This window comes from Mesorhizobium sp. M1A.T.Ca.IN.004.03.1.1, assembly GCF_003997555.1.
Classification (GTDB): domain Bacteria; phylum Pseudomonadota; class Alphaproteobacteria; order Rhizobiales; family Rhizobiaceae; genus Mesorhizobium.
On the sequence record NZ_RZTV01000013.1, the window covers coordinates 39,898 to 55,206 of the forward strand.

Annotated in this window: 14 protein-coding genes; 3 read left to right on the top strand and 11 right to left on the bottom strand. The window is 63.8% G+C overall.

Annotation, left to right across the window (positions count from 1 at the left end; genetic code table 11):
* Positions 1-2: 2 nt before the first annotated feature.
* From EOD29_RS27150 to EOD29_RS27160, 3 genes are read right to left on the bottom strand one after another with little or no spacing between them, the layout of a single operon-like run.
* On the bottom strand, positions 3-1,040 hold the full coding sequence (locus tag EOD29_RS27150) for an LLM class flavin-dependent oxidoreductase (RefSeq protein ID WP_127248478.1): 1,038 nt from the start codon (positions 1,038-1,040) through the stop codon (positions 3-5).
* A complete protein-coding gene (locus tag EOD29_RS37935; protein WP_127248479.1) occupies positions 1,037-2,830 on the bottom strand; it encodes an alpha/beta fold hydrolase in 1,794 nt (597 codons plus the stop codon). The genes EOD29_RS27150 and EOD29_RS37935 overlap by 4 nt, the downstream gene beginning before the upstream one ends.
* Entirely contained in the window at positions 2,823-3,410 is a 588-nt protein-coding gene (locus EOD29_RS27160) for an amino acid synthesis family protein (RefSeq protein WP_127248480.1), read from the bottom strand. Before EOD29_RS27160 ends, EOD29_RS37935 begins: the two co-directional genes overlap by 8 nt.
* 134 nt (positions 3,411-3,544) lie before the next feature.
* Here EOD29_RS27160 and EOD29_RS27165 point away from each other — a divergent pair, with 134 nt between their 5' ends.
* Positions 3,545-4,222, top strand: coding sequence for a GntR family transcriptional regulator (locus tag EOD29_RS27165; protein ID WP_095777416.1), 678 nt, complete (start codon positions 3,545-3,547; stop codon positions 4,220-4,222).
* Between the two features lie 88 nt (positions 4,223-4,310).
* Here the strand turns inward: EOD29_RS27165 and pqqE are convergent, their stop codons facing one another.
* The 8 genes from pqqE to EOD29_RS27210 all read right to left on the bottom strand — a co-directional run bounded on the left by pqqE (position 4,311) and on the right by EOD29_RS27210 (position 11,991).
* Entirely contained in the window at positions 4,311-5,444 is a 1,134-nt protein-coding gene (pqqE, locus tag EOD29_RS27170; protein ID WP_127248481.1) for a pyrroloquinoline quinone biosynthesis protein PqqE, read from the bottom strand.
* Entirely contained in the window at positions 5,441-5,737 is a 297-nt protein-coding gene (pqqD, locus tag EOD29_RS27175; protein ID WP_066993870.1) for a pyrroloquinoline quinone biosynthesis peptide chaperone PqqD, read from the bottom strand. Before pqqD ends, pqqE begins: the two co-directional genes overlap by 4 nt.
* Entirely contained in the window at positions 5,734-6,492 is a 759-nt protein-coding gene (gene pqqC / locus EOD29_RS27180) for a pyrroloquinoline-quinone synthase PqqC (protein ID WP_127248482.1), read from the bottom strand. The genes pqqD and pqqC overlap by 4 nt, the downstream gene beginning before the upstream one ends.
* The gene (gene pqqB, locus EOD29_RS27185; protein WP_095826076.1) at positions 6,489-7,427 is read right to left on the bottom strand and encodes a pyrroloquinoline quinone biosynthesis protein PqqB; all 939 of its coding nucleotides are present in this window, start codon (positions 7,425-7,427) and stop codon (positions 6,489-6,491) included. The genes pqqC and pqqB overlap by 4 nt, the downstream gene beginning before the upstream one ends.
* A gap of 585 nt (positions 7,428-8,012) precedes the next feature.
* Positions 8,013-8,873, bottom strand: a complete 861-nt coding sequence (locus EOD29_RS27195) for an ABC transporter permease (RefSeq protein WP_164750343.1) — start codon at positions 8,871-8,873, stop codon at positions 8,013-8,015.
* A gap of 11 nt (positions 8,874-8,884) precedes the next feature.
* Positions 8,885-9,673, bottom strand: a complete 789-nt coding sequence (locus tag EOD29_RS27200; RefSeq protein ID WP_127248483.1) for an ATP-binding cassette domain-containing protein — start codon at positions 9,671-9,673, stop codon at positions 8,885-8,887.
* A gap of 79 nt (positions 9,674-9,752) precedes the next feature.
* The gene (locus tag EOD29_RS27205) at positions 9,753-10,724 is read right to left on the bottom strand and encodes a PQQ-dependent catabolism-associated beta-propeller protein (protein WP_127248484.1); all 972 of its coding nucleotides are present in this window, start codon (positions 10,722-10,724) and stop codon (positions 9,753-9,755) included.
* A 19-nt stretch (positions 10,725-10,743) separates the two neighbouring features.
* Positions 10,744-11,991 (bottom strand): ABC transporter substrate-binding protein, encoded by a 1,248-nt coding sequence (locus EOD29_RS27210; protein WP_127248485.1) that lies wholly within the window; start codon positions 11,989-11,991, stop codon positions 10,744-10,746.
* Between the two features lie 439 nt (positions 11,992-12,430).
* Between EOD29_RS27210 and ftsZ the strand changes: the two genes are divergently transcribed.
* A complete protein-coding gene (gene ftsZ / locus EOD29_RS27215) occupies positions 12,431-13,423 on the top strand; it encodes a cell division protein FtsZ (protein ID WP_127248515.1) in 993 nt (330 codons plus the stop codon).
* A 286-nt stretch (positions 13,424-13,709) separates the two neighbouring features.
* Positions 13,710-15,170 (top strand): hypothetical protein, encoded by a 1,461-nt coding sequence (locus EOD29_RS27220; RefSeq protein ID WP_206520506.1) that lies wholly within the window; start codon positions 13,710-13,712, stop codon positions 15,168-15,170.
* The last annotated feature ends 139 nt before the right edge of the window (positions 15,171-15,309 follow it).

Genomic DNA, 15,309 nt, shown 5'->3' on the forward strand with positions numbered 1-15,309 from the left:
GATCAGATGAAGGCCGGCATCACCCGGTCGATGAACAATTGCAGCGATTTCTTCTTGCGCTCGTGCGAAAGGCCGCTGTCGATCCAGATCGAGTACTGGTCGAAGCCTAGCGTCTCATAGGCTTTCAGCCGCGCGACCACCTCGTGCGCCTCGCCGATCACCAGGTTCTGGCGCATCTTGTCCGGCGCGTATTGCGGCATGGCCGCGATCTCTTCGGCGCTCAGCGGTTCCAAAATGCCCTGGTGCACCGGCTTCTTGTTCTGGAACCAGGCGCCGAACTGGCAGTAGAAGTTCGACAGATCCTGGCTCAGCCGATCGGCATCGGCGGCGTCCTCGGCGACGAACGTGTGCATCAAGAGCATGATTTCCGGACGCGGGATTTCAGGATGCGCGGCGCAGGCGTCGTTAAACCGCTGCATGAGGCTTGCAACCTCATCGTCGCCGGACGCCAGTGGCGTCACTTGGACCTTGCATCCGTTGGCGACAGCGAAGTCGTGCGAGTTCGGATCGCGCGCCGCCACCCAGATCGGCGGGTAGGGCTTTTGCAGGGGTTTGGGAGAGGAGGTGGTTGGCGGGAACTGCCAGAATTCGCCGGAGTGCTCGTAGTCGCCGTCCCAGAGACCTCGGATCGCCGGAATGATCTCGCGCATGCGCTGCCCGGCGCCCCAGGCATCGAGCCCGGGGAAGACGCGCTGATATTCGTAGCTGTAGGCGCCCCGGGCGATGCCGATGTCGAGCCGGCCGCCGGCAATCACGTCGGTCATCGCCGCCTCGCCGGCAAGCTTGATCGGGTGCCAGAAGGGCGCGATGATGGTTCCGGTGCCTAGGCGGATGCGGCTGGTCTTGGCCGCAAGATAGGCGATGTTGATGAATGGATTGGGCGAGATGGTGAACTCCATCCCGTGATGCTCGCCGATCCAGGCGGTCTCGAAGCCCGCCTGTTCCGCCAGCAGGACCAGCTCACCCAACTCGCGCAACAACTCCGAATGCGGCTTGGCGAGATCCGAGCGTTCCATATGCACGAAGAGCGAGAACTTCATCCCTGGTCACCTGTATTGAGGGCGGCGGTCCTGGCGAGCGGCCTTACCTCGCCTTCGACCTCGTTGCCGACATAGACGCCGAATGCGTCTTCAGTGCATTCGCGCACATAGCGGGTGAGCATCGAGCGGATGGCCGGATCGGCGATCTTCAAGCCGTCGATCGCGTCGATGTCGATCAGCCGGATGCCTCGATCGCTGGAAGCCGGCACGTCGAAGGTACCGCGATAGTAAACATGGGTGCGCGAGGGATTGCCCGCGTCGTCCCATACGGCGAAGAGGAAGCCGAGCTGGGCCTCGATGGCCTTTGCGGCCAGAAGCCCGTTGAGGCTCTTGCCGTCGCTTGCCGAGCCCAGCCCCCGGCCGCGCGGCAGTTCGAGGAAGCCGTCTGGCGTTTCGAGGAACAGGATACGGCCGCCGTTTTCGAGGATGGCGCCGACATCGGTGCCGGGCTGGGCGGCGGCCAGCGCCTCCTGACTGAGCCCGGGCGTGATGTAGGCGCCGCGGCAATAGCCGAGAGGCTGCGAGGTATTGTGCTGGAAGTCGCGGACGCGGCCGATCAGGATCGAATGGTCGCCCGCCTCGACCAACCGCTCCATATCGCAGTCGAAGGTTGCGACCGAGCCGTCGAGAACCGGACTGCCGGTCTTCCCCGGGCGCCAGTCGACCGACGCGAATTTATCCGCTGCCTTCGAGGCGAAGATGCCGGAGGCCGCTTTCTGGGTCTCGTTCAAAATGTTGATGGCGAAGCTCTTCGATGTCGCGAACACCGGATGACCGAGCGCCTTGTGGGCGATGCAGACCAGCACCAGCGGCGGATCAAGCGACACCGATGTGAACGAGTTGGCGGTGAACCCGCGCGGCTCGCCTTCCGCGCCGATCGTGGTGACGATGGTGACGCCTGTTAGGAAGGAGCCGAGCGCACGCCGGAACTCGCCGCTGTCGAAGCTGGCGTCCGCTGCTGCTCCTTGCTCCAGGCTTTCACCTTCGTTCAGGAACTCGGCGATGCATCGTGAGGTGAGATCCGGTGCCGCCGCCGCCATCATGTGCCTTTGGCCGGCGAGAACGGTGCAGCGGCCATGCGGCGCGAGCCTGGCCATGGCGGCCGACATTGCCGGCGAGGAGTTCTTGTCCTCGGAGCCGGTGATGAACAGCGCCGGCATGGCCAGGGTCTGCAGGCGCTCGGCGTGGTCGCGGTCGGCACGGGCGAACAGGCGATAGGTGCGGGCGTAGCCTTCGGGATCGACCTCGCTCAACGCTGCCGCCGCCTTCCCGGCCGCCGCCGTGAGCTCGGCCGGAACCGGATCGCCGAACCAGCGGGCGATGGTCTGGGCGACCCCCGCCGCATCGCCGTGGCCGGTGAGCGCCGCCGCGCGCTCGAGCACGGCTTGGGCCAGATCAGGCGGACGACGGAACACGGCGTTGAGCGACACGACACGGCGGATGCGCTCCGGCGATAGCAGCGCGAGTTCCTGCGCGACCAAAGCCCCCATCGAGTGACCGACGACGGACACCTTGTCGAGGCCGAGATGATCGAGCAGCCGGATCGCCTGCGCGGCATAGTCGGCGAGTTCCGGCTCCTGCGGCGGCAGCGGCGAGCGGCCGTGGCCAAGCATGTCGATGGCGATCAGGTCGAAGCGGTCAGCCATCCGCTGGATCTGCGGCTGCCAGATCGTCGCGTTCATGCCGACGCCGTGGATGAACAGCACCGGCGCGCCCGATCCGGCGCGGATAAAGCCGGTTCCGTCGGGCGCGGCTGCCCGGGTCCATCCAGGTGCGACGGCGTCAGCCATGCAGGTCGCCCACTTCCTTGAGGTCCTGATAGCGGTCGCCGATGCGATGGTGAGGACGGCCGCCGATCGAAGCACCGAGCGCCACGACCAACTCGTCCGGCGCCGGTGCGTCGCCGATCTGGAAATGCACGGTCAGATAGTGCGAGCGGCGGCCCTCGTCATTCTTGTCCATCAGCGGAATCATGATCGGTGTGTTCGGCCCACCACGCAGATTGGTGAAGGCGAGATAGGTCTTGGCGGCGACGGCGCGGCGATAGTGATTGCCGAAATGCAGTGTGTGGATCAGCGCCGAGGCATGCTCGATCTCGCCCGACGTGCCGCAGATCGCGGCCTTGCCGTAGCCCTCGATCGCCTCGGCCGAGCCGGCGGCGGCAACGATCTCGCGGGTCAGCGTTTCTCCAAGCACCGGCGCAAAGGCGCGGATCTCGGGCGAAAGATCCTCGATGAAGCCGCGACCCGCCCAGGGGTTCGTCAGCACGGCGGCGACGCCGATCAGGCGCAGCGGCTTGGATGCTGCCTTGCCGCCTTCGATCAGCGTGTTCTCGCTGTAAGTGACGATCTTGCGAATGGGCGGCTGCATGGAAACCTCTGTCAGGTGGCGATCGAGAAACGCCAACTTCTCTGTCGTCTTATGGTATACCATAGTATGGAGCACCAAATACCTTGTCAACCTGCCATGGAATCTGTTTTCGTGGCGGCCAAGGGAGCAGAGACATGCAGGACGACACGCTTCGCATCGATCGCAGCGCCAAAACCTTGAGAACATTGGCCCTTGAGCGCATGCGCGAGGCCATAATGGATTTTCATTTCCAGCCCGGCGAAAGGCTGGTCGAGCGGCCGCTTTGCGACCAGCTCGGCGTCAGCCGATCGGTTGTGCGCGAGGTCCTGCGGCAGCTGGAGGCTGAAGGCCTTGTGCAGATGATCCCCGGGCATGGTCCGGCTGTGGCCAAACCGGATATCGGCCGCACCGACGAGATCTATGAGCTCAGGGCTTTGCTCGAGGGCATCGCGGCGCGCGCCTGCGCGCAATCGGCCACCAATGGCCAACTGGCCGTACTGGAGCACGCCCTCGGCGAGCTCTTCGAGGCCTGGGCCTCGGGCAAGCCGCCGGCAGTGATGCGCGCGACGACGAAGTTCTACGAAGCGCTTTTCGAGGCTGCGGACAAGCGTGTCGCCTGGGAGATCGTCAGCGGGTTGAATGTGCGCATCAACCAGCTGCGTTCGATGACGATCGCCTCGGCAAACCGTCGCGAGCCGGCGATCGCCGAGATGAACGCGATTATGGATGCGATCCGGGCGCGTAAGCCGCAGGAGGCGGAAGCCGCGGCACGGCGCCACGTCGAATCCGCCTGGAAGATCGCCCGGGACAAACTGCGCCTTGACCCTCTCTAAAGCGCGTCGCGCCGGAACGGGATTCAGGCGACGCGCTTTCGCACAAATCCCGCCATGCCGAATTCCGGTTTATCCTATTGGGGACCACCTACGAGAAGACGGTCAGGCGAGCTCCGCCACAGCTTATCCGACGGTAAATGAAGGGTTCGCCCGCCGCATTGTCTGCCGCGGCGCGCCGCGTTTCGTCGGTGAGCATGCCCACCCGGGCATGGATCGGCGATTTGATGCAGACCGGATCCGTTGCGGCGGCATCGCCGGCAATCGCCATCGCCTGACATCTGCAGCCGCCCCAATCGATCTCGCGCCGCTCGCAGCTTCGGCACGGCTCCAGCATCCATTCGGTACCGCGAAAGGCATTGAATGCCGGTGAATCGGTCCAGATCTCGGCCAGCGAGCGCTCTCCGAAACGCTCGAAGCGGAGCGAAGGAATGGTCTGCGCGGCATGGCAGGGCAGCACCGTGCCGTCGGGCGTCACGATGAAGGCGTCGCGCGCCCAGCCGCCCATGCACGGCTTGGGATAGACGGCGAAATGATCCGGCGGGACGAAATCGATGTTGATGACGCCGGCAAGCCGTTCTTGCGCCGCCGCGACGATCTCCGCCTGCCGCTCGACCGCGGCGCGTTCGGGCATCAGCGCATTGCGATTGGCCAGCGCCCAGCCGGCATACTGCACATTGGCGATCTCGAGCCGTTCGGCGTCCAGCGAAAGAGCCAGGTCGATGAATTCCGGCACTTCCTCGATGTTGTGGCGATGGATCGGCGCATTGATGGTGAGCGGCAACCCGGCCGCGCGGGCGCGGCGTGCCGTCTCCAGCTTCTTTTCGTGGCTGCCGCTGTGGTTGCCGATACGGTCGGTCGTCGCCGGGCGGGCGCCCTGGAAGCTCAGCTGCAGGTGGTCGAGCCCGGCTTCGGCAAAGGCCTCGATGCGGCCCTCGGCAATGTTGATGCCGGCGGTGATGAGATTGGTGTAGACACCGCGCGCCGAAAGCCCGGCGATCAATTGCTCGAGATCGCGGCGCAGCGTCGGCTCGCCGCCGGACAGATGCACCTGCAGAACGCCGAGATCGGCGGCCTGCGAGAAAAGATCGAGCCAGGTCTGGGTGTCGAGCTCACGATTGGCCTTGAGCAATGCGAGCGGATTGGAGCAATAAGGGCACTGCAGCGGGCAGCGATGCGTCAGTTCCGCCAGCATGCCGATCGGAGGCAGAAGCGGCTCGCTCATAGCTTCACCAGCAGCTTGTCCGACCATTCTTGGAGGAAGGCGATGACATCGGCCGCTACGGCCTTCTGTTCAGCATCGTAATCGGCCGCAAGACCAGCGATGATGTAGCCGACGGTGGACCGCCCGTCGCAGCGGCGCAATATGTCGAGACTGATATCGTTCGGCCAGAATACCCTTTCCGGCGAAAGCACGGCGAAGGCCTGCCGCACGGGATCGTATTGTATACGCACGTGCCTCGGCAGCGATGGCATCGATTGCAACGAGACGATGGCTCTCTCGCGCAGCGCCATCATCGGGTTGCCTCCGGCTGGAAGGCGCCCGGAGGGACGTTTCCCGGCGCGCCATAGGCATGTTGAAGCGCATCGAGCATGGCCCACAATATATCGCATTTGAACACCAGCGCATCGATCGCCTGCTGCTGGCGCTCGGCCGTGTCGGCGTGGCCCAGCACATAGGCGAGGGCGAAGTCGGCGTCGCGCGTTGCCTGTTCCGGCCGCCGGCTGAAATAGGCCAGCGTGTCCTCGGTGATGTAGTCGTATTTGGCCAGCATCGCCGGCACTCGCTCGCCGATGATGATCGGCGAGAACATCTCGGTCAGCGACGATGCCACCGCCTCGAGCAGCGTGCGGTTCGTGCAGAAGGAAAGATAGGCGCCGACGGCGAAGCGGGTCGCCGGCAGCGCCAGCCTTTCGCTCTTGACGGCTTCGGCATCGAGCCCGAGCGAGGTCGCCAGATGCAGCCAGCGCGCGATGCCGCCGCTCCAGCCGTCCTCGCCGTCGTGATCCTCGATGCGTTTGCGCCAGGCGGCGCGAAACGCCGGATCCTCGGCATGCGCCAGGATCATGGCGTCCTTGCGCGGAATGACGGCCTGGTAGCAGTAGCGGTTCAATGCCCAGGCCTGCATTTCGGCCTTCGTCAGCACGCCACTGGTCATCCTGTGATGAAAGGGATGGCGGTTGTGATAACGCTCGGCGCCGACCTGCCGCAGCACGGCCTCGAGCTCGCTCTTGGACAGACCATGTCGCGCCGCGTCGTGGAAGTCGCTCAAAGTTCGATCTCCATTCCGTCGCTCCCGATTTCCCAGCCAGCCGCTCTGACCGCCGCGTGTTCGGCGGAACTCTCGTCGAGAACAGGATTGGTATTGTTGATGTGGATGAAGACGCGGCGGCCGGTCCTCACATCGGCCAAGGCGGCGATCGAACCCGCTTCTCCAGACATTGCGATGTGCCCCATGCGCGCACCGGTCTTCTGGCCGACGCCGGCGATGATCATCTCGTCGTCTGTATAGACAGTGCCGTCGAACAGAAGGCAGGCGGCGTCCGCCAGACGCGTGCGCAGGGCGGCATCGATGCCCGCGCAGCCGGGAATGTAAAAGAAAGCAGCGCGACTTCCAGCCCCGCTGATACGCACGCCGATCGTGGCGCCCGTGTCGGAGCTGAAATCGGCGCTTGGATCGCCTCTTTGCTCGAGATAGAGCGCGATCTTGCCGGGCACGGGAAAGGCGTCGACGACCACGCCGGTCTGCTGGCCGTCCGCGTTGCAGATCGCCACTTGCTCCGTTGGCGCCAGAAGGCGGCGCGGCACGATCGCCGGATCGAGAACGTTGAAGATCGAATTCGCCGCCAGCGTCGCCAGCACCTGTGCCGTTGCATAGATTGCGAAGGGCTGCCGCTCCCGCAGGCTGAGCAGGCCGGCGACATGGTCGACGTCGCCATTCGTCAGCACGACCGCGCGGATGGGCGTCGAGCGCAGCGGCGCATCGGCCGCGGGCTGCAGTTCGGGCGTTTGCGCAATCTGCCGGCCAATGTCGGGCGACGCGTTGAACAGAACCCAGCCTGTCCCGTCAGCCGATACGGCAATGGACGACTGGGTCCGCGAATGCACGCCAGCCATGCCGCTCCGAGCCGAGCGGCTCAGGCGATAGTTGCAGTTCCATTGCGGAAAGCCGCCTCCCGCCGCCGATCCTATGATCTTCACGCGCATAGCGATGCCTGCTCTGCGGCCCATTTGACCGGCGCCAAATTCTCGGTGGCAAACGGCTTCGCGCCCGCGCTTCCCGCGGCAGCCCCCGTCTCGACGACCTCAAGCGGCAAGGGGATGCATGCCCCCACAGCCAGGGACACGCAGCTCTGCGGCCTACTTCCTGGGAGGCGTTTCAGCAGGCAGATACCGCGAAATCTCGAAGCCCGCGGCAACCTGGCACATCGTCGGTTTCTTCCAGCTCTTCTTCTTCATTGCATTCTCCTCTTTAGCCAGCCCGAAGGGACCGGCCCTCATTGGCGCCATTGCGGGCAATGCAATGGCTCATCCATCACCTCACAAACGGACAAATGAAACGCTGGGTTCTCAAACAGCCAAAACCCAGGAACAAAACACAACTGCCTAGCTCAGGGATGAGTTCCTTAGCTTCGTGTCTCTCCCGTTCGATCAAGCTCACCCCGGCGACCAGTTGCGGCACCTTGCGCTGCATGCAGGGCCCAGTCCGGATCGGTGTTCGCGGCCGTGGCGCCGGCGTGGGGCATGAGCATGACAGCCGCACCAGGCTGCGAACCAGGCGCATCCGTTCCATCAACCGTTTCCTCCCGCGCCTTGTTTGCGGGTTATCAGTCCGCGCGAAGGGTCATAAGCGATGATGGCCCCCCCGAGAAACAGCAGCGTGCAGCCGGCGACGACGCCCAGCGACACCCAATCGATCTGCCCGTAGAAGGCGAAGCGGATCAACTCGACGGCATAGGTAAAGGGGTTGGCGAGGCAGAGCTTGTAAAGCAGCGGGCTCGCTTCCTGGATGCGCCACAAAGGATAGAGCGCCGGCGACGCGAAATAGCCGGGAAAGATCACGAAGTTCATGATCCCGGCAAAATTCTCGAGCTGCTTGATCATCGAGGACAGGAGCATGCCGAGCGCGCAAAGCATCATCCCCGACAGGAACAGGGCCGGCAGCACGAATAGGTAACCGAGCGGCGGCGCCTTGACGCCCCAGAACCAGGCAACGATCAGAAAGGCATAAACCTGCGCGATCGACACGGAGACGCCGGCGAGCATCTTCGACACCAGCAGATACCAGCGGGGAAATGGGCTGACCAGCAGGATGCGCATATTGCCCATCTCACGGTCGTAGACCATCGACAGCGAAGACTGCATGCCCGAGAACAGCAGGATCATGCCGCACAAGCCCGGCGTGATGTAGACCTCGTAGAGCACGTAGGTCTTGTAGGGCGGGATGATCGAGACACCGAGCACCTGCCGGAACCCGGCGGCAAAAATGAACAGCCAGACGAGCGGTCGCACCAGCGACGAGATGAAGCGCTCGCGCTGGTGCAGGAAGCGCAGCCCTTCCCGCACGACGACGCCTTTGAGGCAGATGAGGTAGTGACGAAAGCCGAACGCGTCGGACTTCACCGGGGTGACGGCGGCGACCTTTTCCGGCATTGCGGGAGTGCTCATGGCGAGATCTCCGCCTGGCCGGCTGCTTCGCCGCGGCTGAGTTTGGCAAAGGCGTCGCGGATCGACGCGGCGCCACTCGCTTGGACCACGTCGGCCACTTTGCCTTTGGCGACCAGGTCACCTTGCCGCAGCACGACGACATGGTCGCCGTCTTCAACCTCGTCGATCAGGTGGGTGGCCCAAAGCACGCCGATGCCCTCGGTTTCGACCAGCTTGCGGATGGTGGCGAGAATGCCCGCGCGCGACTGGATGTCGAGACCCACCGTCGCCTCGTCGAGCAGCAGCAGGGACGGGCGATGGAGCAGCGCCCGGGCGATCTCGATGCGCCGCATCTGGCCGCCGGAAAGGCCGCGAGCCTTGTCACGCTGACGGCTTTGCATGTCGACTGTCTCGATCAGCGCTGCAATGCGCTGTCGGGCTTCGTGCCGTCCGATGCCGTGCAGCGAGGCGTGATAGGAGAGGTTCTGGTATACGCTCAGGTCGAGGTCGAGCGTGCGTGCCTGGAACACGATGCCGACCCGCCTGAGCGCCTCGCCGGACGCACGGCTGACGTCATGGCCGAAGATGCGGATCGATCCCTGGCGCGTGTCGTAGAGATGACTGATCAGCGAGAACAGGGTCGTCTTGCCGGCGCCGTTGAGACCGAGAAGGGCGGTGAAAGTCGCCGGCGCGATCGAGAACGAGACGTCGTTGAGCGCCCGCTTCGGGCCATAGGAATGGCTGACGCCGGCGACATCGAGTGCCGCCGCTCCGATCCCCGTTTTCGCCGTCCTCGCATGCTGCATGGATGCTCCTTCAGGATGCTATCTAGCGCGCTCGACGTCTTTGGCCCCGGCTTCAGGCCTTAATCTTTCGGCTGCTTTTCTATTTGGGCGATATGACCACCCCCCACGGCTGCTGCCCCACGGTGACCGACTGAACCGGCTCCTCGGTCGCCGTATCGATGAAAGTGATGTCGTTGGAATTGCCGTTCGTTGTGATCAGTGTCTTCTGATCGGGGGTGAAGTCCAGATGCCAGGCGCGCTGTCCGACGAGGATGTAGTTTTCCACCTCGTAGGTTTCGGTGTTGATCACTGCGACATGGTTCGCCGGGCCGAGCGCGATATAGGCCTTCTTCCCGTTGGCGCTGATGGCGATGCCGACCGGCTGGATGGTTTCGGCTCGCAGTCCGGGAATCGCGAACTTGATCCTCTTCACGACCTGGCGCTTGGTGTTGTCGATGACGCTGACGGTGCCGCCGATCTCGGCACTGACCCAGGCCTGCGAGCCGTCGGGCTTGAACGCGGCGAAGCGCGGGCGCGTGTCGACCAGCACGTTGTCGGTTACCTCATGGCTCTCGGTGTCGATGAAATGCGCCATGCTGGTGGTCTCCGAGGTGTTGACCAGGGTCTTGCCGTCGGGGCTGACGGCCATGCCTTCGGGTTCCACGCCGACCGGGATCTCGGACGTGACTTGCTTGCTGTCGAGGTCGATCGCGGTGACCAGATTGTCGTTTTCGTTGGCGACGTAGAGCGCCTTGCCGTCGGGCGAAAGCACGAACAATTCGGGATCGTCGCCGGAGGGCAGCGTGCCGACGACCTGCAGCGTCGTGGTATCGATGATTTGGATCGTATTGTCGTCGCTGGCGCACAAATAGATGAACTTGCCGTCGTGCGAGATGGTGATGCCGCGCGGTCTCTGGCCGACGTCGACGGTCTTGACCACCTGCATGGTCGCCGTATCGACGACGGTCATCGTATTGTCCTTCTCGTTTGAGACATAGGCCGTGTAGGCCGATGCCGGGCCGGCCATGACGCCGGTTGCGAGAATGGCGAGTACGCAAGCTCGGCTCTGCACGAATTCCTCCCGATCGGCGCTACCTGAGAACGCATTTCGTTTCCGGCTGATCGATGCCGAGGGTGTCGAGTTCGGAGACTTGGTGGAGATAGCCCTCCTGGGGAGATGTCGAGACGACCGATTTGGCATCGCCAAGCAGGATCGGCTGGCGAAGCTGGAGGTTCCATTTGCGGAAGGTCAGCTTCTGTCCCTTGAACGCGGCAACCGAGAAGTCGTCCGAGCGGATGTAATCGCTGATCTTTTTCGGATCGTCACCATTGGTGCGCGTGGTGGCTTCGCCGACGGCCCGCACGGCCGTCCAGGCCGACATGTCCTTGGACATCATTCGCCGGCCTGCCGTCTTCAGGAAGCGATTTTGCATTTGAATGCCGCCCCACTGTTCACTCGCGGGATGCCATGACGACGCCACAAGACCGGCCGTGCCTGCGACGAGCCGCGGCATCCAGCTGCGGTAGGGCACGTAGGTCCCGAACACCTCGCTTTCATCGGCCACAAGCAGCACGTCATGCTCCGGCAGGTCTTGCGTGAATACCGAAATCTGTTGCTGTATCTGCGTCGCCCCGGTGTCAGTGCGGCGCGCCGTCCCGGTATCCTTGAATTCTTTCTCCGCGACGATCTGTCCGCCGAAGCGGGCTGCCGCGCGGCGCAACGCGTCGGCATAGAGGCGGTCCTCATCATGCGAGCCGTAGAGCAGCACCCAGTTCGGCCATTTCTTCACCATCAGATACTGCGCCAGAGCGTCGGCGAGCATGCTTCGCGTCGGCGCGATGTGGAAGACGTTTATGCGGCAGTCCTCCTCGCGCAGTCTGTCGTCGGTGGCGCCCACGTTGAAGATCAGCACGCCCTTGTCGCGGGCGATGTCGGCGATCGACAGTAGCTGCTTGGCGGAGAGGTCCGCGAGGACATAGCGTTCGCCTTTGGCAATCAACGCGTTGAATGCCTGAACCGCGTCGGCTTCCGGTTTTATCTCGGTGACATCGAGGCTGAATTTCTGCTTGATGAACTTGCCCGTGGTGTTGTTGTCGCCAATGGCGACATTGGCGCCGGCGACACCTTCGTCACGCGGCGGGGCGTCCAGCAGGGAAAGCGTCAGGCGCGGCGCGTAGGCCCGTAAATAGCCTATCTTGATTTCGGTTATCTTCTCGTCCGGCTTGATCGCTCCGGCCGGCTGCACGGTCGGTTGCTGGGCGAACGCACGTGGAGCAGCAGCGGTCAGGGCCAGAAAGCACAAAAGGGTCGCCAAGGTGCCCGACACCGCGCTTGTCATCGACGAATTACCGTTCTTGCGCCTAAGTCCGATCGTTTGCCGGACCAGCGCGAAGTCAAGGTGCCCCAAGGCGAACTTAGAGAACCGGCGGGATTTATCAACCTCGTGAGCAGGACGTCTCCGGCTCTGCTTGCGACGGATCGCGGTCCTCAGGGCAGCTGGCCGCGCGAAGGTCCGAAGCGGCCCGGACGTATCTCAGGGAAGAGGACGCGGGCTGCTTCGACTGAACCATTTGTCTTTCGTCGCCCCCCGCACCGGCACCGGTTCACGCAGAGTTGCGCTCGGGAACCATGGCGCTCCTGAAGCAAACTTGCGATTTGACGCCCTCAGCTTGACCTTGCGGCGAGGCCTGTCCTCTGATTCCCTGATCTTGGCGGGACCATCTGATTCGTTTGCTAGTTGCTCTGGCGCAGCCACTGCGTCCCGTAGAGAGATCACAATGACCGCCAAGCCGGAAATCCTGGAGATGAGACCTAAGATCACCGTTGTCGGGGTCGGTGGCGCTGGCGGAAACGCCGTCAACAACATGATCGCTGAAGGCCTGCAGGGGGTCGAGTTCGTCGTCGCCAATACCGACGCCCAGGCGCTCACCATGTCGAAGTCGCCGCGGCTGATCCAGTTGGGTGCGCATGTGACCGAGGGCTTGGGCGCCGGATCTCTCCCCCACGTCGGCAGCGCGGCCGCTGAGGAATCCATCGACGAGATCATGGATCATCTTACGGGAACGCACATGTGTTTTATCACGGCGGGCATGGGCGGCGGCACCGGGACTGGCGCCGCGCCCGTCATTGCGCGTGCGGCGCGCGATGCCGGCATTTTGACGGTGGCCGTTGTTACCAAGCCTTTCACGTTCGAGGGCAAGCGCAGGTCCCAGGCCGCCGAAGAGGGCATAGAACGCCTTCGCGAAAGCGCCGACACCGTGATCGTCATCCCCAACCAGAACCTTTTCAGGGTCGCCGACGCCAGGACGACGTTTGCCGATGCCTTCGCTATGGCGGACCGTGTTCTCTACGCCGGTGTCGGCTGCATCACGGATCTCATCGTGAAGGAAGGCCTGATCAATCTCGATTTTGCCGACGTGAAGTCGGTGATGCGGGACATGGGCCGGGCGATGATGGGAACCGGTGAAGCCTCGGGGGAGGGCCGCGCAAGGACGGCGGCCGAGGCAGCAATCGCCAACCCGCTGCTCGATGAGGCTTCCATGACAGGCGCCAGAGGCTTGCTCGTATCGATCTGCGGCGGCACGGACATGACGCTCTTCGAGGTCGACGAAGCCGCGACACGGATACGCGAAGAGGTCGACGCCGACGCCGACATTATCGTCGGCGCCATCTTCGACCAGGCGTTGGCCGGAAAGTTTCGGGTGTCGGTCGTCGCAACGGGTCTGCGGAAGAGCGAAGACATGCCGCAGCTTCAGCAGAGGATCGCCTGAAGCCGGCCTTCCTGGTTGGCGAGATCCCGCCGGCGAATCTCTGCTCGTCGCTATGATCTGGTTGGCTTTCGGTGGACTGCCAAGGCCCCTGCGGCCGGGATCGCGGCGAGCGATCGTAGCTAGGGTTTTCAGTCGAACGAACTGGAGCAGATCAGCTGGCCGTTTTCTGTAACGGGCCATTCTCTCGGCCATGAAGCCCGAGCGGGCTGCGATCTTTGCGCCGGCGCCGGTGAACATTTTTCCCCTGAGAAAGTTGGAGTGCCTTGGGGAAATATCGGAAAGCCACTTGGACAATACGGGATTAACGGGAAGCACGACCAGTGACGCGGAGGGCGTACTCGCTGTCCGGTCCGCGGGTCTGCAGTGGATCACGGTGGCCGGCTCGTATTTCGCCACTGAGGACGGCGAGCCGTGGATGCCGATCGGGCAGAATGACGCGATAAGCTGGCCTGAGCTAAATGGGCTGTTCCGGCGCAAGGACATAGCCGGCGTGGAGGCTCACCTCCGCTGGCTTAGGCAAAGCGGCGTCACCTGCCTCAGGCTGATGCTGGAATATGCTCAGGTCCGCCACCGCTACTTCGAGCGGCCGCTCGGTCGCTTCGTCCCTGCCATGGTGCGGCTGTGGGACGATCTTTTTCGTCTCTGTGAAAAGCACGGCTTGAGAATACTGCTCACCCCGTTCGATACATTTTGGCAGTGGCGGCACTGGCGTCATCACCCCTATAATCAGAGGAACGGCGGCGCGCTGGATCAGCCCTCGCGCTTTCTGGTCTGCACGGCCACGCGCCGCGCCATCAAGGCAAGGCTGGAATTCGCGGTGCGCAGATGGGGCGGCAGCGGCGCGCTCTTCGCTTGGGACCTCTGGAACGAGATCCATCCCGAGCAGGCCGAAGGCAGCGCCGACGATTTCGGCGACTTCATCCACGATCTCGGTGCTTTCGTTCGCCGGCTGGAGATTTCGCTCTACGGCCGCTCCCACCCGCAAACGGTTTCGCTCTTCGGACCGGAGCTTCGCTGGCGGGCGCACATGCCGCTCCGCGAACCTATCTTCCGGCATCCGGATCTCGACTTCGCCTCCCTCCACATCTACGAGGAAGGCACGATCGATCATCCCCGCGACACAGTGGCCCCGGCGCTCGGCCTGGGACGGATCGTCGGCGAGGCCCTGGCCGAAACTTGCGATGGCCGGCCGTTCCTCGACAGCGAACATGGCCCGATCCATACCTTCAAGGACAAGAAGATCACGCTGCCGGAGCCGTTCGATGACGAATATTTCCGCCATATGCAATGGGCGCACCTGGCTGCCGGCGGTGCCGGTGGCGGCATGCGCTGGCCGAACCGTACGCCGCATGTGCTCACACCCGGCATGCGGCGGGCGCAGCGCTCGCTGGCGGGTTTCCTGCCGCTGATCGACTGGAGTCGGTTCCGACGTGTCCATCTCGGCGGCCGGGTGCGGGTTTCCCGCCCCGATGTCGCGGCGGTAGCCTGCGGCGACGATGCCCAGGCGGTGGCCTGGCTGGTGCACCGCGAAACGATCGGGCCCAACGGCATGCTGCAGGCCGACGTGCAAACCGAGCCCGTCATGATCGACCTGCCTGGGCTGGCTCCGGGTAGCTACCGCATAGTCGGCTGGGATACTGCGGCCGGCACGCAAGCGGCGGAATGGCGGGCGCAAGCGGACGGTAGGTTGAAGCTGGAGGTGCCACCGTTCGCGACCGATGTCGCGCTGGCGATTCGCCGATGCTGAGAAGGACCGAAGCCAAGCCGCCTGTCCCTGCCTGCGCATTGCTTTCGGCGAGTCTGACCTGAGTATCGGCGTCTTCTGGATTTTCACGGCTGAGCGGGGAACACTTCATCCACCTCCAGGTTCGGAAGTATGCGTCATG

What these genes read in the sequence shown, in the direction of transcription:
- EOD29_RS27195 (WP_164750343.1), bottom strand. Translation starts at nt 8,873, where the DNA reads ATGCCGGAAAAGGTCGCCGCCGTCACCCCGGTGAAGTCCGACGCGTTC.
- ftsZ (WP_127248515.1), top strand. Translation starts at nt 12,431, where the DNA reads ATGACCGCCAAGCCGGAAATCCTGGAGATGAGACCTAAGATCACCGTT.
- EOD29_RS27160 (WP_127248480.1), bottom strand. Translation starts at nt 3,410, where the DNA reads ATGCAGCCGCCCATTCGCAAGATCGTCACTTACAGCGAGAACACGCTG.
- EOD29_RS27165 (WP_095777416.1), top strand. Translation starts at nt 3,545, where the DNA reads ATGCAGGACGACACGCTTCGCATCGATCGCAGCGCCAAAACCTTGAGA.
- pqqE (WP_127248481.1), bottom strand. Translation starts at nt 5,444, where the DNA reads ATGAGCGAGCCGCTTCTGCCTCCGATCGGCATGCTGGCGGAACTGACG.
- EOD29_RS27150 (WP_127248478.1), bottom strand. Translation starts at nt 1,040, where the DNA reads ATGAAGTTCTCGCTCTTCGTGCATATGGAACGCTCGGATCTCGCCAAG.
- EOD29_RS37935 (WP_127248479.1), bottom strand. Translation starts at nt 2,830, where the DNA reads ATGGCTGACGCCGTCGCACCTGGATGGACCCGGGCAGCCGCGCCCGAC.
- EOD29_RS27200 (WP_127248483.1), bottom strand. Translation starts at nt 9,673, where the DNA reads ATGCAGCATGCGAGGACGGCGAAAACGGGGATCGGAGCGGCGGCACTC.
- EOD29_RS27210 (WP_127248485.1), bottom strand. Translation starts at nt 11,991, where the DNA reads ATGACAAGCGCGGTGTCGGGCACCTTGGCGACCCTTTTGTGCTTTCTG.
- pqqB (WP_095826076.1), bottom strand. Translation starts at nt 7,427, where the DNA reads ATGCGCGTGAAGATCATAGGATCGGCGGCGGGAGGCGGCTTTCCGCAA.
- pqqD (WP_066993870.1), bottom strand. Translation starts at nt 5,737, where the DNA reads ATGATGGCGCTGCGCGAGAGAGCCATCGTCTCGTTGCAATCGATGCCA.